A 17,116-nucleotide genomic window follows, 5' to 3' on the forward strand; every position below is an offset into this window, starting at 1 on the left:
TCGGCAGAATTTCTGCAGTTTACCTGAAAAATTAATTACCAACGTTTACTTTTTACTTTCCAGTTCTTTCACCCAGTTTTGAGCGAATGAACGCGCAGCCAGAACCGGTTCTTTGCCCATCCGATACAACAGCTTCCACTGGCTGGATTGGTTGCGGTATTGCGGATTGACAAACTCCATTTTGTACCCCTGTTTGGTGAGCTGGGCGTCGAAGTCAACGCTGCCAGCCAGAGCAATGAAGTCGGTCAGGCGTTGTTTCAGGGCGGCATGGACCGACGGGGCGGCTTTGTAGTCGGCCAGTCGTTTCTGGTAATCCTGAGCCTTCTGCTTCGATTCGTTCAGTTCGCTCTCTGCCTTGCCCATGTTCTTCGCCATTTCGCGCTGAAGCATTTTGTCGAAATGGGCCACGTATTGTTTTTTGAACTCGTCCGGTTTGGTTTTCGATAACGCCTGCAATCGTTTCAATTCCGTCAGCTCCTGCGTCTTGGCGGTTTTTTCGGCCCCTTCGGTTTCCGAAAGTTCCTGTTGGGCCACCTGAATCTGGCTTTGAATCATCATCGCCAGCGATGACGGTGGCATCTGGCTGTAAGCATTCTGAACCATGGCCGCCTGCTGGTTGTAGGCCGACTTCACATCGTTCATCGTCGTTCTCTGAGTTTGGGCCGCTTCGCGCGTCTGGTCGTCGCTGATCTGGTATTTATTCTTCAGCCAGTCCTGATAGCGGTTTTTAAAATCAGCGGAGCTGGCATACGACCGCACCACGGCACCCAGCGCCTGAACGGCAGCCGCCCGGGAACCCTCGGGAATTTTCTTCGCCAGTTGCCGGACCTTCTGGGTATACGGCGTGCTGAACTCCGCGGACGTGACATTGGCAAAGGTCGTTTCCTGAACCTGTTCGGTGGTCAGACCCAGGTCGGTCACAATGTCGCCGGGACGGGCGGCTATCCACCACCCACCGGCGACCACTATGAACGCTACTACAAAAAAGTTCTTTTTCATGGCCGGGCTGCGGACTACTTGATTTTAGCCGTCAAACCCACGCGCAAAACCGCCACGCCGTAACCCACTTCAGCAAAACCGCCGAATTTTTCGGAGAACATATACCGGGAACCCAGGTGAAGACCGAGGAACAGGGAATTGCCGTAAGGGCTGTAATAATCGCTGGAAGAACCGTAAGAATCGCGGTACGAAGACGTCCGGACGCCCAGCGAGAGGCCCGCGTAGGGATCGAAGTTGGAATCGCTGACGTTCAGGAGCTCACCGAAATGGTAGGTGCCACGGGCCGTAAAAAACAGAAATGTGTAATTCCATTTGTACCCCCCGCTGTTGTATCCGTAACGGGAGAAATCGAAGGAGCCGCCGACTGAAAAATTATCTTTGACCGCGTATTCGAAGGAGGCACCGATGGGCAAACCCCGGTAAGTATACGTGCCGAGACCAATACCGGCATTAATCAGTTTTGTGCCTTGTTCAATGGTTTGGGCCTTGGCAGAAGGCATCAGGGCGACGGCAACCAGCCACGCCAGAATCGTGAGGAGTGTTAATTTTTTCATTTTCGTTCGTTGTAGTTGTTGTTTGTTGGCAGCAAAGGTAGGGGTGAAAAACGGCACGGGACGTGTCATTTTACGCAGAAAACACGCAAATCACGACATGTCCCGACCGCTCGCTCATTGAGTCATGGCAGGGTATAAAACTGTACTTTTTCTTACCAGCTCGTGGTTTTAAACGAGCTGCCGTTGATCATCAGCCACTTGCCATCATCGGTAAATTCGTACGAAAAGGTTTGCGGTTTCAGGTCGTCAGAACTGGCTTTTCGGTTGAAATTCCGGTTAGAAGCGCAGGAATAAAACCCCCGGAACGTGCCTTCGGTTGGGGTGATGGTGAAGGTCTTGGCCGCTTCGTTAAAATCGACTTTTCCTTTGTAATGAGAAAGGGCTTCGGTTCGGCATCCGTAGTCGTTGGCAACACCGATGTAGTACATTTCGAAATGACCGCTGGCCTTGAAATCGAAAGCGACGGACTGCTCAAACGGATTGCCCTGGTAGCTGCCGTCGTATCCCCAGAAATTGGCCATCGCAAAGTTGCCATGCAGCCATTTACCCGCCAAATCGTTGGGCACAAAACCGCCCGGCCCGAGTTCGGATTCTTTTTTGCAACTGATGATCGTGCTGACCAGCAGAATGACCATGAGCGGTCTGATTACTGTTAAAACTACTTTTTTCATGGTTGTGTGATAGACATAGTAAGCCCCTTCCCCAACAGGGGCATTGAAACGACTGGATTTAAAGCCCCTTTGGGGAGGGGTTTACGGGAAGGTTACGCCAGAGCAGGTTGTGTTTTAGGGAAGGACTGGACGTGAGGGCGGAGGGTTTCTCCCAGAATCTCAGCGATGTAGTTTTCGCACAATTCATTCGGATCGTACTCCGCAAATTCAGTACGCAATTTTGCGATGTGCTGGCGGTAAACCGGGTTATTCAGGACGGTTTTCACCTGCGTACGAATCTGGTCGGGCGTGGGCGTTTCCGTTTTCAGGTTGACGCCGAGTTTGAAGTAGCCGATCCGGGCCGTAATCTCGTTTTTCCCTTCGTGGATGCCCGCAGCCACCATCGGCAGACCATTCTGAATACTCAGCATCACCCCGCCATAACCGCCATTGGTGACGTAAACATCGCAATACGGCATGATTTCGTTGAAATCAATAAAGTCTTCGATGATGAGGTTGGGTTGCGGAAACCGCGCGCGGAGGGCTTCCGTTTGCGAACCGCCGGTGGTGGCAATCACGAGATACGACGAATCCTTGAACGCTTCAAGCGTTGGAACGATGATTTTTTCGGGATCGCGCTCGACGGTTCCCTGGGTTACCAGAATTACTTTCCGGTATTTTTTGAGCGTATCGTAGTGCCGGAAAGGTTTCCGGGCACCCTGGGTATAGGGCAGGAGCGGACCGACAAACCGGACATTCGGGCTCATATCCCGCCGGGCGTATTCAAAACCGGGAACGCCACTTTGTAAATAAACATCGGCACTGCGAATGAACGAATCGAACACAAAATCCTGCGTGGGAGTCAGCCCGTGCTGGATCAAATAGCGGTTGTAAAGGTCCGTACACGGTTTAAAGAGGAAGTTTTTGGTTACATACCGCATCACATCCTGTTTGCGTTTTCCCCAGAAACCGGTTGCCGGTTCCAGGCCCATGCCGGCGGGTGGCAGGTCGCGGGAAGTTTCGGAAAGGGGAACGATGCCGATCGTTACCACCGGCACATGGAGCAACTGTTTGATGAAAGGCGCACCCGTAAAGAGGGCGTCGCAAACGAGGAGTTCAAACGGAAATTCCTGATGGATTTCGACGATGTCTGCTACAAATTCGGGCGCACGATTCAGAAAAACCTGGTTGATGTCGAACCGAAGCCGGGCGATGGTTCCTTTGATCTGCTGCCGTTCAGGAAACAGCGCTTCGAAATTTTCCTGGTTGATTACCTGGGCGGTTTTAAACGGAAAAACCGGTATGCCGATCTTTTCGGCTTTGGTGAGATACGATCCGCCGGTATACCAGCGAACGTCGTGCCCCCGTTCCTGCAGGTGTTTGGCAAGGCCCGTCAGCGGATTGAAGTGACCATCGGCGGGAATGGTAGCGAATAAGATTTTTTTGGCGTTCATGAGTTGTTGTTTGGTTGGTAAGCGTAAATTGATTAGACCATAGCCATTGGTTTCCTTCCCGGAACCTGGCCCGTTGAAAATAATCCCTGACGACGTTTGACGAGCAGAATGCCCATCCAGATGGCCCAGACTGGCGCCAGCACTAAATAACCGTTCAGGCCGATGGTGGCAATGGCTTTGATGCCGAGAATCTCGCCAACGCTGTCGGCTGCGGAGCAGATGCCCAGTACCATCGTCACCCAGCCGAGCGATGCCGACGCCTGACGAAGTGTGATTCCGACGATAAGCCACCAGATACCGGCAGGCAGTTCTTCCAGCAAATTCCACAAACCACCATATACCAGTTCGTTTATAATCAGGTAATTGTATTTTAGAACGATCTGGTCGGGTTCGGAAGCAAGGGAATACGCGGTTAGAATATAAGGATTGACGGTTGCCAGAATGGCCGCTCCAATGGCGCCGATGAGAATGTACGCACCCCCGCAGTAGGTGGCTACCGCGGCCCAGGGTGTTCGGGACTTTAGCTCATTGTGCAGGTGGAAAAGTGTCGGAATCAGGAGCAGGTAATAGCCCAGCATATCGCAGATCATCGACCAGCGCACCCCCGCAATATTGACGTTCGGAATGCTCAGAACCAGACCCAGATCCGTAAATACATCCGGATTAAAGTGGGTTGCCCAGCTCCCGATGTATAGCGAACCGAAGCCCAGCATTCCCGAAAGAATGGCCAGCCATCCGGCGGTTTTTTGGTAATTTAATAACGCATTCAGTGTAGTCGTGTTGGCGTTCATGGGTATACGTTGTTGGATCGTTAAAAAACAGAAGCAATACGGTCCTGACACACCGGTTTTTAGTGTGGGTCTGTGAACCTGATCCGCAGGATAAGGCGGGAACGAAAACCGCTAGATCAGCGAAGCGAATTGGGGTGAAATGCTGTAAAAGTAGAGGCAGGCGTGACCTGACTGATTGCGTAAGGTGTGCTGGGTTCCGGCGGGAATGGTCAGCGATTGACCGGCGGTCAGGCGCACCCAGCGGTGGCCGGCATAGATTTCAAGTTCGCCGTATTCAACCGAAAAATATTCATCTTCTTCGGAGTGGGTGTGCAGGGCCGTTCCGCTGGCTCCGGGTGCCAGCCAGACCACGCCGGTGTCGACTTTCGAATCCGGCAGTGTTGGCAAAAACCAGTATTTAATACCGCAGGTCGAAGACAGATCGAGATCGGCCTCGCGGATGGCAACATGCGAAAGGTTCAGCGTTGCCTGCGTGGTGGCAAAAGGGTTCATGAGTTTCCGAGTATGAATATCGTTGTTGTTTACCAATAATCTGAAGTTGTATACTTCATGATTCAAAGTTGGAAAACGAACGAGGTCTTTTCAATACCCGTGTCGATGAACACGGAACTTTCACGCCTGAACTGGAAACTTTCAGGCGTGAAACCGTTCCCTCAAAATGCCCGTTGTTCGCGTTTATGGTTACGGTTTACAGTCTATGGCCTGGCAAGCATGCGCAGCTACCGTAAACCATTTTCACGTCTTCTGCTTCTTCTTTTTAGCTGCCGGGAAGAGGATGTTGTTCAAAATCAGGCGGTAACCGGCGGAGTTGGGGTGCAGGTTCAGATCGGTGGGTTCTTCGTTGATCTCGTGCCGGTAATCTTCGGGATCATGCCCGCCGTAGAATGTAAAGAAGCCCTTGCCGTAGGGGGCGTGAATGTAGCGGGCTTCGTTGGCGGCCCGGTTTTCGGCCAGAATCACCACCTCCGGTTTGATAAATCCTTTCTTGAAGGCGGTGGTCTGGCCCATAAACCCCTTGATGATGTTCATGTGGTTTTGGGTCAGCATGGTCGGGATGGGGTCCCATTTGGCCGAAAACTGGAACAGCGTAAAATAGTCGTTCTGTTCGATCAGTCCGCGCTCTTCGGGCTGGTTGTCGATGTTCGAAAACTCGATCTGGTACGGGTTGATGTAGACCTGAAAGTTGCGGAAAGCCTGGGTCTGGCTGTAATCCAGTTTGCTGTTGGCTGCCGGATCGGCGGCATCGCCGTCATAAATCGACTCCGCAATGTCGGTGTTCTGGGTCGCCAGTGCAATGTCGTAGGTATCGGTGGCGTTGCACATGGCAAACATGTAACCGCCCCCCAGGCAATAATCCCGGATTTTTTTGACCACGTTGCGTTTCAGTTCCGACACTTTGGTGTAGCCGTATTTCTTCGCAATCAGTTCCGATTCGCGCTTTTGGGCCTGGTACCAGGGCTGGTCGCGAAACTGGAAAAACTTGCCATACTGTCCCGTAAAGTCTTCGTGGTGAAGGTGGAGCCAGTCATATTGCGCCAGTTTGCCATCCATCACGTCCTCGTCAAAAACCGTTTCGTATGGTATTTCGGCGTAGGTCATCACCAGCGTTACGGCATCGTCCCAGGGCTGCTTGGTTTTGGGCGAATAGACCGCCACTTTCGGCGCTTTCTGCAATTTGACGGCGTCCATGTTGGCATCGGGCGACGACACTTCGGCGATGATCTGCCCGCCCTGCGCGTCGGAAATGACCTCGTAGCTGACGCCCCGGATCACCAGTTCGTTGACAAATTTCTGGGTATGCGGCATCATGAAACTGCCCCCCCGGTAATTCAGCAACCAGTCCACTTCGGTGTCGTACTGGCGTAATACCCAGTACGCTATGCCGTAGGCCTTCAGGTGATTCTTCTGACTTTCATCCATTGGAATCAGGATTTTCGACGCCCAAACCGGGGTCGTCAATGCCAAAATCAGGATGAGCGGTAATAGCAGCCTTTTCATCGGTAATCGTTTTTTAGCTGTTTTGAGTAGCTTTGTACGTACTCGTATTCAACGAAGATAAGCAAATTTTATGCTAAATCTTCACCCTGACACGCTATGAATCTCCTCGAAAATATCCGCGAAGGACTGCGCTCCATCATTTCCAACCGCCTGCGAACCATTCTGACCTCGCTTATCATCGCCATCGGAATCACGTCGCTGGTTGGGATTTTAACAGCCATCGACGGCATTCAAAGTTCGGTTGACAATAGTTTTGCCGGACTGGGGGCAAATACCTTCGATATTCAGGGGCCGCAAATGTACCGGCGGTTCGGCGGCCGGTCCGAAAAGCGGGTGCCGCCGATCGACTACCACCAGGCGATGACTTTCAAACGGCGGTTTCAGCAGGGCGAAAACATTGCGGTGTATGCCGCCGTGACCGGAGCCGCCCAGATTAAATACGCATCCAAGAAGACCAATCCCAACGTGCAATTGATCGGTATCGATGATAATTTTATGGGCATTAAAGCCCTGAAGATGCAATCGGGCCGCAATTTCTCACCGAATGACCTTGAAAATTCGCTCAACGTGACCATTATCGGCAACGAAGTGGCGACGACCCTGTTTGATAAGGGCCAGAATCCGCTCAACAAGGAGATCAGTGTGTTGGGTGGGAAATACAAAGTCGTGGGGGTGCTGGAGAAGAAAGGCGGTTTTTCGGGTGGGGGAGACGATCGCATGGTGCTGGTGCCGCTGGAAAATGCCCGGGCCATGGCCGGCACGCGCACGCTTACCTTCGACATCACGGGCTCGGTGCCCAATATGGGGGATGCCGAAACGGCGGTGGACGAGGCCCGGGGGCTGATGCGCCAGATTCGCCGGGACCCGCTGGGGAAACCCGACACCTTTGAAATCAAGCGGGCGGATGAGCTGGCGAAGGATTTTGAAAACATCACGAGCTACCTCCGGATCGGTGGTTTCGGCATCGGTTTTATCACCCTGCTGGGCGCAGCCATTGCGCTCATGAACATCATGCTGGTGTCGGTGACGGAGCGCACCCGCGAAATCGGCATCCGGAAATCGCTGGGAGCCACCCCCAAACGCATCCGGGAGCAGTTTCTGATCGAAGCCGTGGTCATCTGCATCATGGGTGGTATCGGCGGTATTATTCTGGGCATTGGCATTGGCAACCTGATTTCGACGGTGGTGAGTCAGGGCAACGGCAGCTTCGTGGTGCCCTGGTTCTGGATGGCCATTGGCATTCTGGTGTGCGTGAGCGTTGGTTTATTTTCGGGCATTTACCCGGCTTTCAAAGCCTCCCGTCTCGACCCCATCGAAGCCCTGCGGTATGAGTAAGGGGTTGTCAATGAGCACAAAACCGTCAAATGCGCTTCAAAACGGCGGTTGAAAGTAACGAAGCCCAAAAAAATATTCAACATGAATGGTTTCATTATTCAGTATTAATCCTACTTTTGCACCCACGTTCGCTTGAGCGACACGCGCCGTAGGAATGCCGGGATGGCGGAATCGGTAGACGCGTTGGTCTCAAACACCAATGTCTGCAAGGGCATGCCGGTTCGAGTCCGGCTCCCGGTACAAGTAACACCTTACGAAAAGCTGATTTTCAGTGATTTGTAAGGTGTTTTTGGTTTGTTACTGTAACATTACTGAAACAATTCATTTATATCTCTCCGTTTCGCCATCTTTTTCAAAAGATTTTTATAAGATATATTGAGCTCTCTCTATTTGGAAAATGCAACCAAAATTTTTACAAAGCCTTGATTTGTACATTGATTTGTTAACTCCTGAAGGCTATGATAACTACTTTCGGCAGTTTGAAAGAGAATTGGTGCTTGGAATTGAAGAATACTCCGAAATCCTCAAAATTGACAAACCAAATGGTTTAATAATAACCAGAGATCTTATTGAATTTGAAAGCGTTGATAATGAGGGATTTAACGATGAGTTTGCAGATTCTATTCCTTTAGAGTCTGGTAGTTCTTGGTTAATTGTAAATAATTATTTTAATAATTACATTGAGAAGCTTGCTAGGCTAGCTGAATTAAATACACAGCATGAGTTCGAATCCGAAGTTCGTCAAGATTCTACGACCGGCCAAGTTGAGATCCAAGCCCCTTTTCTTTTGGGTTATATGACTTTGTTGTATCGATTAGTTTTAGGTTCGTCTTTTAATTACAAAACTACGCTTCTTAATTCATTAAGTCGACTTGATCAGTCAATAAAGCGAACAATTGAGACAACCTTCCCGGAAATAATTGATAGTAGCAGTTCAAGCATCAAAACTGTTCTAAATGAAAATCGATTAGAGAAGCAGTGGGTTGAGCCCGTAGTAGGGTTCACTATTGCAAATATTACCCTTCGTCAATTAAAAAAATGTATTGATGCCGTTTATGAAGATCTTGATAAGCACAAATTATTAGTAGGAAATGTAAAGGTGCTTTTCAAAAGAGCCTTCAGCGAGCCGTTACCCAAGAAAATAATCTGGAAGAGTACTATAAATAATCTCCATAATCTGATTTTGACATTAATTGACGCAGGAATGATTGTCCGTGTTAACCACTGGCATGTTACAGCGGCATGCTTTAAGAGGCCAAAAAAAGAATTTGATGCAGATGATATTATGACCAATAGTCATAAAGCAGTCGAGCCATTTAAAACCATTTTGGAAGGAATAGATAAAAAATTGAGATCAATCATTCACGCGAGAAAAGGCGATACAAATCAGGCAACGCCTGAAGAATAAAAAATTGAAATTTTCATTTTGAGGATTCTCAAAATGTATTAAAATCCATTTAAACTCTTAATAAAGGCCGTTTGGGAGCTCCATTCGGTCTTTTCGTTTTTCTAACCCTGTTCTAACCCCCTCTTTCTGCACTAATATTTTTCCTAGTAGTTGCTGTTTATTTGATCGAAAACAATCAAAACCGGGCTGCTCGGTCAAGCAGCGATCAAACTAAATGACAATTGAGTTAGTCACCAAAACCGACATGGAAAACTGGGTTAGGAACAACCTGGTACCGATGATCCAGGAAGCCACACGGATTACCCAGAGCGGTGAACAAGGCGTCTACGATACAGACGCTCTATGCAGAAAGCTCCATGTGAGCAAACGTACCCTTCAGAATTGGCGCGATGACGGGTTGATCGAATTCAGCCAAATCGGTCACAAGATCTACTATACCGAAAAGGCGGTCAATCAGATGCTGGAAAAAAGTAAGGTTAAAAGTTCTAATAGTAATTATCGTGGAAGCTATCAGTAAGTCAAACATGCCAGACAGCAAACCTCAGCAGGAGCTAGCTGTTAATGGATCGGAGGATGAGAATAGGGACGAAGAATCGGCGGAAAGCGAACTTCGTGGCAATACAAATATCGATTGGACAGGGGATCGGGAAGAGTTCATAGCCGAGTTCCTTGCCAGAAAATCGAAGGAAGATATCTTAGCTTTTTTAAGACTCAATTCTGATATAAAGAAGGTTAAGTTAAGCCAGGATGCTAGTCCCACCATTCCTGATGAAGTAATCCCCAAGTTGCCCGTGTTAATGAGACATGTTGCGGCCTGTTTTTCTGATCCCAGGGAGAGGGACATTGTCCTAATTTCTATGCTGGGTTTATTCAGTGGTTGCTTTGACAATGTGTCAGGGCTTTACCGGGGGCGCAGAGTCCACAGCAACTTGTTCCTATTAATTTCTGCACCTCCTGCCAGTGGGAAGGGATCAATGGTATATGCCCGGCAATTAGTGGAACCTTGGCACAAACGAATCCAGCAGTCAAATGGTAACCCATTTCAGAATGTAGAAGAAGAAACCAACCAGGCTGAGGAGTCAGAATTGCCGTACCTTCTATTAATCCCCGCTGATACGAGTTCTGCAATGTTTCTTGCCCTCTTAGCGAAAAACGGAGGTTGTGGAATCGTCTGTGAGACGGAAGCGGCCACCTTAACCAAGACGCTGAAACAGGGTTGGGCAAATCATACCAACCTATTCTTAATGGCGTTCCATCACGAGCCCTTTGCCTCCGGTCGTATAACGGCTAAGCAAATGTATATCGAAGTGCCTCGACCTCGCGTGTCGATGTTGTTGACGGCGGTTCCCGGGCAGGTGAACGAGTTAATGCCTTCGGTGAACGATGGGATGTATAGCCGGGTATTGCATTATGGTTTTAGCGAGGAAACCGAGTTGAAGGAATATAATTCAGAAGCGGGTGAGGCCGATTTAGAGGGGAAGTTTACCGAACTAGGCGAACAGGTTGCCAATCAACTTCAGGCCTTGGGGAATCAGCCCATTAAGTTTGCGTTGACACCGGAGCAAGAAAAGCTTCTCAACGATCAGCAAAGAAGTTTATGGGAGGATTGCATGATTCGATTCGGGCCCTCGGCAACCAGCATCGTCAAAAGATTAGGCCTTATGACCTTCCGAATCGCGATGGTGTTGAGTGCAATTCACCGCTTACCATTTGGGAGCTACCGAGAGGGGAAATTGACCTGTGTAGATTCTGAATTTGAAGCAGCGTTGGAACTGGCTAAAATCTTTTATGCGCACGCCATGGAAACCTACGATGGGTTACCTAACAAAAGAAATTCGGGCAGAAAAACGGATCGGCGTAGGTTATTAGAATTCTTGCCGAGTGGAAGAGAATTCACCAGAGACGAAGCTGTCGCGATCGGTGGTGGCATACCAGTCAGTGAAAGAACGGTGGGGAACTATTTAGCCAGACTCGTTAACGAAGGGTTGCTGATGCAACCCCGCTACGGTCACTACCAAAAAACATAAGTAGGCATCTTACCGGGTTGCCAACCTGCTCTTTTGAAGTGGTAGTTGGCAACTCGGTAAGTTAGTAAGCTAATGAATTTATTCACAATACAATAAAACAGAGCAATGACAACGAGAAAAATAATCTTACTACCGGAAAACCTAAACCTGGAGCAGCTTCTAGAAGAACATCCTCCACAAGTTCCGTTACGAATCGAAAATCTCAAATACATCATTGGGTTAATCAGCGAATTACCGGCATACGACCATCGATTATTGGCCACCGACGAAGCTGACGATGCTTTGTTCATTCCTTTGTATTCAGTTCTGCTGAAAGCCAAGATACGGGATTATCAACATTACCTGCGGTACTTGTTAGAAGTTGGCGTATTGGAGAGCGATAACTCTTACACGGCTGGTTTTAAGTCAAGAGCCTACCGCTTTACAGAGCCATACCGAGTCAGAACAGTAATGGAGGAGTTAACGACACCAAAACTGGTTAGGCCGACAATGCTTGAACACGCTTTAGACCGAGTAGCCAATGAGCAGTACCCGCATTTAATTCGCCATTTTGAAGGATTGGAGATTGACCAACAACAAGCTCAGCAATATATCGATCAGTTGTATGAACAAGAATCGCAATCACCGGAACGAAAGGTAAGAGAGAAAGCAGCTAGTCGGTATAGTGCCTACCAAACGATGATCAATCACCTGGTCGAGAAGTCTGGTAAGTTTCGGGTGGATCAACGCGGGCATCGGTTTCATTCGCCGCTGACCAATTTAAAAAAAGAGTTACGTAACTTTTTGACTTATAAAGGAGAGCCATTAGTGGGTATCGACCTAAGCTGTTCACAGCCATACTTTTCGACTGTTTTGCTTAAAACAGCGTTTTATCAACCAATAGAAAGTGCTGAAATGCTTTATTTAAGGCAATTGCCAGAAGATATTCAGGGCTTATTATCTGATGAAATTATTGCTGCTATACTAGTATATACTATAGTTACTAATAGTAATGCTTCCCCTCCCTCTCCCCCCTGTACCCTTATGTGCGCAGATTCAGAAAGTAATCATTTAACTACTTTGTATAAAATGCCTGAAAAAGTTGAGATAGTAGAAGATAAATCGCAATTATTGGTAGAAGTAACGAGGTTTATTGAAAGTATTAGTAAAGGGCAATTCTATGAGTATTTAGGTCAAGAGGTTGAGCGTATAACTGACAGGAAAGTAAAGTCTAGACAGCAACTTAAAAATATGGTTTTTTCGGTACTTTTTTCCCGCAACGATGAAAGGAGATCCTTCATCGTAGAAAGAAAGCAGGCGTTCGAGCGGGTGTTTCCACAAATCTCAGCGTGTCTTACCCTGCTCAAATCAGAGAGCCATCGCACACTTGCTTTACTCTTGCAGTCGATCGAGGCAGAAGTTTTCCTGAACCGGATTGTTTCCCGAATCACGCATGAACATCCTGAAGTGCCTCTCTTTTCAATCCATGATTGCCTAGCCACGACTGAACAGTATGCTGAGTATGTAAAACACACGATGATCGAGGAGCTTGAGAGGGCAATTGGAGTCGTTCCTGACCTTAAAACAGAAGTGTGGATACCAGAGAGTTTGGATTATGCCGTAAAAGCTTCATAAATACCCCTAGAATCGATTATCTTATTAAAGTTGATACAGAGTATGTTTTGAGTTTTAAATGTCTTAAATAGTCTAAAAATGAGCTAATATAAAAAAGAAATTAGTTCAGATTGCCTTGCAGAAATATTTTCTGGTTTATGAGGAAATAGTTTAGGTGTTATTGTAGTAAAAATCCGATCAATTGATAAATTTATTGATTTTATTTATAGCCGATATTGTCCAAACTATTTCCTCTTTACATCAAATTTTATGAACTTCGGTATTGCCTGGCTAAAAAGTAAAATTATTTTGAAATATAATTAAGGATGGCGTCGGGTAAACCGGTAATTTTCGCTACCAGTTTGAGGCTCGAATGGCTTTTTTAGATTCGAATCACATTTACGCTGTAACGGACTTGAATAGAGTTACGCCCAGGTAAAGGGAACGAAGTTGTCACAGTTATTATTTACCAATCTGGATACAGATAGACAGACTGCACCGTCACCTTATCCGACTGCCCTTCAATCTCGTGCTCGACCGCATCTGGCACATTAGCCAGCAGATCATACCCGGTTAACCGCTCAATCTCATCGACGCTGACCCGGAAATCACTCCAGGGCATTTCGCCGAAGGCGTTGGTATTCGGTATAAACACAGCAATAACCCGCGTCTGAGCGTTGATCCGGTTAAGGTCGTCACTTCCTACTGGTAGGACTACAATCACCTTCCAGAGCGCAGAGGGGACGGCGACTTTGCCGCCTGCGATACTTTCGGCCTTTCCGTTATCGCCTATGCCACCTTTCCCATACGTCCCCGCAATGATATACGCTTCGTTGCCGTCGGCGATGAGCTTCCGGGTGTAGCCTTCAAGCAGGTTCCAGCTTTCGCGGTTATGGCGGGGAGCCTGGGGTACGATGTTTGTCATAAAAAACGTGGTGCGGTTCTCCTCCGCCGTTGAGTCCCGGTCATCGCTTGGGCAGAGGTGTCCACGGTCGAAGCCGCTGAGGGTGTAATCATCATGTCTTACCTGGTACCAGCCATTTGGTAACGCCTGATCCGGAATAAAGAGTCCCGCGTACCGTTTTGCTGAGCCCTTCCAGGCGGCCGACAAATGCCAGGAACACCAGTTGGCAATACCGGTGCTGCGATTGTAGCTGAGGGTGTAGGCTGGACGCTCGATAAGGTAATTATTCTCCTGGCTGGCGTTTGCGTTGCTGGGGTTGCCCAGGGCAAGATTTGCGTCTCGGGTGGGTCTAGAAGAGTCCGGACCCGGCTGGTCGGCTTTCTTGCAGGAGGCAGGAGCAAGAAGAAAGAAAACGGCAGTGAGGAGGTAAACGACGATGCGGTTCATAGACGTGTGGATGGATCGACAAAATAAGCAGATCCGCGTTTTAATTCTCTTGCCCGTCGTGAGAATTACCCTACAGCCTTATCTTCGTTTCATGGAAAGTTATTCAAAATCCTTCCTCGCCCACGGCGTAGCCTGCGAGTTAGCCGTTGAAGTCTCCGAAAAGGACTGTCGCATCCTGGCTCTTGTATCCGGCATTCCGATTCACGATGAGATTCAAATCGATTTCGGCGAACTGGAAGGGAAACTGTTGACGGCTGAAAAGATCGCTGAACAAGAAGCCGAAAAGCGGCAGCCTACACGAGTAAAAATGGCACCAGTGGTAAAGCTATTACTGAGACTTGGCTACGCGAAGCAGATATAGCACCTCAATACAAGCGTCACAACACGGCTGCGGCTCATTGCTAGCGTCGCTTATCGAATCTAAATCTGGCTGCGTTATCCCAATGCGGGCACTTATTCGTCCCACGCTGGGAGCTTTAGTTGAGACATTGGTTGTTAGCGGTCACACCATGATTACCTTGCGATGGGTTGATCCCCATTTCGCTAAATCCTCAATGATGCCTTGTAAGGTCCAGCCATACTCGGTCAAACTATACTCGACTGTCACAGGCTGCGTTGCCAGGACGGTTCGTTCGATGAGTTTGTTCTGTTCCAATTCTTTAAGCTCTTTGCTTAACTGCTTGTTGGAAATACCCGCCAAATCGGTCGATATGTCGGAAAACCTTCGCCTGTTATAATAACACATTGTGGACAGGATGGAAATCTTCCATTTCCCATTCAACACATCCATAGCGTCGTGGATCGCCCGGATGTCTGCTTTGTGACATACTTGATCAGCCATCAGTTACTTAGTTACCGGAAATATACCGTTACTTCTGGTAACTTAGTTACCAAAGTAAATGTTCCTGGGATATAATTAAAAAAAATAAAGCAATGGATTTTAACACTAAAAATGTCGTCATAACCGGTGGAAGTCAGGGTATCGGCTTAGCGACAGCAAAAGCCTTTATTCTGCATGGGGCTACTGTTTTGATCACGGGCAGAAAGGCAGAAAGCCTGCGAAAAGCAGCCGACGAAATCAATAGCCCAAACTTACAAACGCTGGTCGCCGATACCTCAAACATGGCCGGAATTACGGCGTTGGAAAATATGGTAGCTCAAAGCGGCAAGTCCGTCGACGTACTCTACCTCAATGCCGCTATTGGGATCTATAGCCCAATTCAATATGTGACCGAAGCGGATTTCGATGCGCAATTTAATACCAATGTCAAGGGCCACTTCTTTACGCTTCAAAAGCTCATCCCGCACTTGGCGGATGGGGCTTCGGTGATCTTTACCTCCTCTGGCGTAGTGAGTGCCGCGGGTACAGCAAGCAGTGTGTACTCGGCCACCAAAGCGGCTTTGAATAAGATCGCCGATATTGCCGTCAATGAATTAGCGGAACGAAAAATCCGGGTGAATGTCGTCAGCCCTGGCCCGATTCAAACACCTGGCTTGCTTTCTCTGGCCACCACTGAAACGCAAGCCTATCTGGCTTCCAGGAGTGCACTTCAACGACTGGGCATTGCGGACGAAGTGGCCAACACCGTTTTGTTCTTGGCTTCAGAGGATGCCGGGTATGTGAACGGTGCTAATATTGCTATTGACGGGGGATCAATTCAGTATATGCTTAAATAATAGATTTATCAGCCTACACATGGCCGGACAGGGTTCCGGCCATGTGTAATTTCAATTTTTAGCCAAGCACTGGTGTACCTAAAAGCTATTTCTTAAAGCAGAAACCCTGAAGATCCAATCGTCTTAAGTGGGAGGTTTAGTTTACTGGAATGTAAGACTGGAGAAATGCTGATTCAGTGACCGGATAGAATCCGGTTTCGTCTTTCATGATGTAGTCCCCAAAACGCGCAACCTCTCCGCCGTGAGGTGTTTGGATTCTCAATACGGGCTGACCATTTCCATCAAACTCCGCATACCTGTTACAGCTTACGAAGTTGAAGCATTGATTCTTTGTCTCGTCTGTGAACTGCATCGCTTCCACTAAGACAGCACCTTTTTGAAATTGTGGCATAGTTATCGGAGGTTTAGCTCCCATTAAATTCTGGTATCTTAATTGTCTGTATTTTTAATTACGTGTGTGGCATCAAGGGCAAATGGAGGTTTGTTCCTGAATTTTAATGATTTAAGTTTCCGACTTACAGCTCCCGGCAATCTTGCCGGGTTTTGTTTTTGTATCAGATTATGACCTTCAGAGTGGCATCAAAATTGCTCATTTGAGAATGAAAAATTAATACACACTTATTCTAACTACAGCCTGGTAGATTCTACCGGGTTTCGTTTTTTGGACGTTTTCAGTAAGTAAAGCCCTTCAACAGGTACTAAGTCATCGGTCCGATTTAAAGTTAAAATTGACATAATTCGGTTAATTTGAACTTTAATGATATATTAATAATAGATGAATAATATTTTATAGTAAATGATTGGTTCTGAAAAGATCATTAATCAATATTGGGCGATCAATCCATTAGGTCTGACCTTTCTCAACAAAAGCTTTATGTTACCAATGAACCAAAAGCCTCGGATCCTACTTGCTGAGGATGACGCGATCTTTCGACGATTTGTGGTTCTCCTACTGGAAAAGGCCGGGTATGAGGTGGTCGTTGCAAATAATGGGGGCGACGCTTTGCGCCTTCTTCAGACCAACCGACCACCTGACTTGCTATTGCTGGACCTATTGATGCCTGAGTTGAGTGGTCTGGAAATAATTGAAAAGCTAAAAGGCCTTCCTCAGGCCATACCCGTCATATTGATGTCGGCCGCAGAGCTGCCGATGGCGGCTAAAACAATAGCACAGTCTTCCCGCACTCCTTACTTGATCAAACCCTTCCAACCGGATGTTCTTTTAGCAACCATCGAGAAGGTTATAGCGCCTTCAAGAATTTAATGAACTAGAAAGCTA

General features: G+C 47.9%; 18 protein-coding genes and 1 tRNA gene. 9 read left to right on the forward strand and 10 right to left on the reverse strand.

Annotated elements, in window-relative coordinates; translation table 11 throughout:
- Positions 1-45 precede the first annotated feature (45 nt).
- The 7 genes from FH871_RS11675 to FH871_RS11705 form a co-directional block, all read right to left on the reverse strand.
- On the reverse strand, positions 46-999 hold the full coding sequence (locus FH871_RS11675; protein ID WP_138991614.1) for a hypothetical protein: 954 nt from the start codon (positions 997-999) through the stop codon (positions 46-48).
- 14 nt (positions 1,000-1,013) lie between these two features.
- Positions 1,014-1,553, reverse strand: a complete 540-nt coding sequence (locus FH871_RS11680; RefSeq protein ID WP_138991615.1) for a hypothetical protein — start codon at positions 1,551-1,553, stop codon at positions 1,014-1,016.
- A 152-nt stretch (positions 1,554-1,705) separates the two neighbouring features.
- Positions 1,706-2,224: a hypothetical protein gene (locus FH871_RS11685; protein WP_138991616.1), complete on the reverse strand. Its 519-nt coding sequence runs from the start codon at positions 2,222-2,224 to the stop codon at positions 1,706-1,708.
- A 92-nt stretch (positions 2,225-2,316) separates the two neighbouring features.
- Positions 2,317-3,657, reverse strand: coding sequence for a glycosyltransferase (locus FH871_RS11690; protein WP_138991617.1), 1,341 nt, complete (start codon positions 3,655-3,657; stop codon positions 2,317-2,319).
- 32 nt (positions 3,658-3,689) lie between these two features.
- Complete coding sequence (locus tag FH871_RS11695) at positions 3,690-4,448, reverse strand: hypothetical protein (protein WP_138991618.1); 759 nt, start codon at positions 4,446-4,448, stop codon at positions 3,690-3,692.
- 111 nt (positions 4,449-4,559) lie between these two features.
- Positions 4,560-4,940: a cupin domain-containing protein gene (locus FH871_RS11700; RefSeq protein ID WP_138991619.1), complete on the reverse strand. Its 381-nt coding sequence runs from the start codon at positions 4,938-4,940 to the stop codon at positions 4,560-4,562.
- Positions 4,941-5,183: 243 nt separating this feature from the next.
- Entirely contained in the window at positions 5,184-6,446 is a 1,263-nt protein-coding gene (locus tag FH871_RS11705; RefSeq protein WP_114408918.1) for an asparagine synthetase B, read from the reverse strand.
- Between the two features lie 96 nt (positions 6,447-6,542).
- Here FH871_RS11705 and FH871_RS11710 point away from each other — a divergent pair, with 96 nt between their 5' ends.
- The 6 genes from FH871_RS11710 to FH871_RS11735 all read left to right on the forward strand — a co-directional run bounded on the left by FH871_RS11710 (position 6,543) and on the right by FH871_RS11735 (position 12,830).
- Positions 6,543-7,781 (forward strand): ABC transporter permease, encoded by a 1,239-nt coding sequence (locus FH871_RS11710; protein ID WP_114408919.1) that lies wholly within the window; start codon positions 6,543-6,545, stop codon positions 7,779-7,781.
- 156 nt (positions 7,782-7,937) lie between these two features.
- Positions 7,938-8,021: transfer RNA gene (locus FH871_RS11715), tRNA-Leu, on the forward strand.
- A 157-nt stretch (positions 8,022-8,178) separates the two neighbouring features.
- Positions 8,179-9,189 (forward strand): hypothetical protein, encoded by a 1,011-nt coding sequence (locus FH871_RS11720; protein ID WP_138991620.1) that lies wholly within the window; start codon positions 8,179-8,181, stop codon positions 9,187-9,189.
- Between the two features lie 244 nt (positions 9,190-9,433).
- Positions 9,434-9,706 (forward strand): helix-turn-helix domain-containing protein, encoded by a 273-nt coding sequence (locus FH871_RS11725; RefSeq protein WP_212768220.1) that lies wholly within the window; start codon positions 9,434-9,436, stop codon positions 9,704-9,706.
- Between the two features lie 7 nt (positions 9,707-9,713).
- Positions 9,714-11,216: a DUF3987 domain-containing protein gene (locus FH871_RS11730; protein ID WP_138991622.1), complete on the forward strand. Its 1,503-nt coding sequence runs from the start codon at positions 9,714-9,716 to the stop codon at positions 11,214-11,216.
- A 105-nt stretch (positions 11,217-11,321) separates the two neighbouring features.
- Entirely contained in the window at positions 11,322-12,830 is a 1,509-nt protein-coding gene (locus tag FH871_RS11735) for a hypothetical protein (RefSeq protein WP_138991623.1), read from the forward strand.
- Between the two features lie 445 nt (positions 12,831-13,275).
- Here the strand turns inward: FH871_RS11735 and FH871_RS11740 are convergent, their stop codons facing one another.
- Positions 13,276-14,160: a DNA/RNA non-specific endonuclease gene (locus FH871_RS11740; RefSeq protein ID WP_138991624.1), complete on the reverse strand. Its 885-nt coding sequence runs from the start codon at positions 14,158-14,160 to the stop codon at positions 13,276-13,278.
- Between the two features lie 10 nt (positions 14,161-14,170).
- Here FH871_RS11740 and FH871_RS11745 point away from each other — a divergent pair, with 10 nt between their 5' ends.
- The gene (locus FH871_RS11745) at positions 14,171-14,521 is read left to right on the forward strand and encodes a hypothetical protein (RefSeq protein ID WP_171062826.1); all 351 of its coding nucleotides are present in this window, start codon (positions 14,171-14,173) and stop codon (positions 14,519-14,521) included.
- A 141-nt stretch (positions 14,522-14,662) separates the two neighbouring features.
- Here FH871_RS11745 and FH871_RS11750 read toward each other — a convergent pair whose 3' ends face one another.
- Positions 14,663-15,001 (reverse strand): helix-turn-helix domain-containing protein, encoded by a 339-nt coding sequence (locus FH871_RS11750; RefSeq protein WP_138991626.1) that lies wholly within the window; start codon positions 14,999-15,001, stop codon positions 14,663-14,665.
- A 92-nt stretch (positions 15,002-15,093) separates the two neighbouring features.
- Between FH871_RS11750 and FH871_RS11755 the strand changes: the two genes are divergently transcribed.
- Positions 15,094-15,837, forward strand: a complete 744-nt coding sequence (locus FH871_RS11755) for an SDR family oxidoreductase (protein WP_138991627.1) — start codon at positions 15,094-15,096, stop codon at positions 15,835-15,837.
- A gap of 136 nt (positions 15,838-15,973) precedes the next feature.
- Here the strand turns inward: FH871_RS11755 and FH871_RS11760 are convergent, their stop codons facing one another.
- On the reverse strand, positions 15,974-16,228 hold the full coding sequence (locus tag FH871_RS11760) for a hypothetical protein (protein WP_138991628.1): 255 nt from the start codon (positions 16,226-16,228) through the stop codon (positions 15,974-15,976).
- Positions 16,229-16,633: 405 nt separating this feature from the next.
- Between FH871_RS11760 and FH871_RS11765 the strand changes: the two genes are divergently transcribed.
- Positions 16,634-17,101, forward strand: a complete 468-nt coding sequence (locus tag FH871_RS11765) for a response regulator (RefSeq protein ID WP_138991629.1) — start codon at positions 16,634-16,636, stop codon at positions 17,099-17,101.
- Positions 17,102-17,116: the final 15 nt, after the last annotated feature.

This window comes from Larkinella sp. C7, assembly GCF_006149005.1.
Classification (GTDB): domain Bacteria; phylum Bacteroidota; class Bacteroidia; order Cytophagales; family Spirosomataceae; genus Larkinella.

Coding starts and splice junctions, on each gene's coding strand:
- FH871_RS11685 (WP_138991616.1), bottom strand. CDS start 2,224: ATGAAAAAAGTAGTTTTAACAGTAATCAGACCGCTCATGGTCATTCTG.
- FH871_RS11720 (WP_138991620.1), top strand. CDS start 8,179: ATGCAACCAAAATTTTTACAAAGCCTTGATTTGTACATTGATTTGTTA.
- FH871_RS11675 (WP_138991614.1), bottom strand. CDS start 999: ATGAAAAAGAACTTTTTTGTAGTAGCGTTCATAGTGGTCGCCGGTGGG.
- FH871_RS11755 (WP_138991627.1), top strand. CDS start 15,094: ATGGATTTTAACACTAAAAATGTCGTCATAACCGGTGGAAGTCAGGGT.
- FH871_RS11705 (WP_114408918.1), bottom strand. CDS start 6,446: ATGAAAAGGCTGCTATTACCGCTCATCCTGATTTTGGCATTGACGACC.
- FH871_RS11700 (WP_138991619.1), bottom strand. CDS start 4,940: ATGAACCCTTTTGCCACCACGCAGGCAACGCTGAACCTTTCGCATGTT.
- FH871_RS11680 (WP_138991615.1), bottom strand. CDS start 1,553: ATGAAAAAATTAACACTCCTCACGATTCTGGCGTGGCTGGTTGCCGTC.
- FH871_RS11695 (WP_138991618.1), bottom strand. CDS start 4,448: ATGAACGCCAACACGACTACACTGAATGCGTTATTAAATTACCAAAAA.
- FH871_RS11710 (WP_114408919.1), top strand. CDS start 6,543: ATGAATCTCCTCGAAAATATCCGCGAAGGACTGCGCTCCATCATTTCC.
- FH871_RS11725 (WP_212768220.1), top strand. CDS start 9,434: ATGGAAAACTGGGTTAGGAACAACCTGGTACCGATGATCCAGGAAGCC.
- FH871_RS11690 (WP_138991617.1), bottom strand. CDS start 3,657: ATGAACGCCAAAAAAATCTTATTCGCTACCATTCCCGCCGATGGTCAC.
- FH871_RS11735 (WP_138991623.1), top strand. CDS start 11,322: ATGACAACGAGAAAAATAATCTTACTACCGGAAAACCTAAACCTGGAG.
- FH871_RS11730 (WP_138991622.1), top strand. CDS start 9,714: ATGCCAGACAGCAAACCTCAGCAGGAGCTAGCTGTTAATGGATCGGAG.
- FH871_RS11745 (WP_171062826.1), top strand. CDS start 14,171: ATGGATCGACAAAATAAGCAGATCCGCGTTTTAATTCTCTTGCCCGTC.
- FH871_RS11760 (WP_138991628.1), bottom strand. CDS start 16,228: ATGCCACAATTTCAAAAAGGTGCTGTCTTAGTGGAAGCGATGCAGTTC.
- FH871_RS11765 (WP_138991629.1), top strand. CDS start 16,634: ATGATTGGTTCTGAAAAGATCATTAATCAATATTGGGCGATCAATCCA.
- FH871_RS11750 (WP_138991626.1), bottom strand. CDS start 15,001: ATGGCTGATCAAGTATGTCACAAAGCAGACATCCGGGCGATCCACGAC.
- FH871_RS11740 (WP_138991624.1), bottom strand. CDS start 14,160: ATGAACCGCATCGTCGTTTACCTCCTCACTGCCGTTTTCTTTCTTCTT.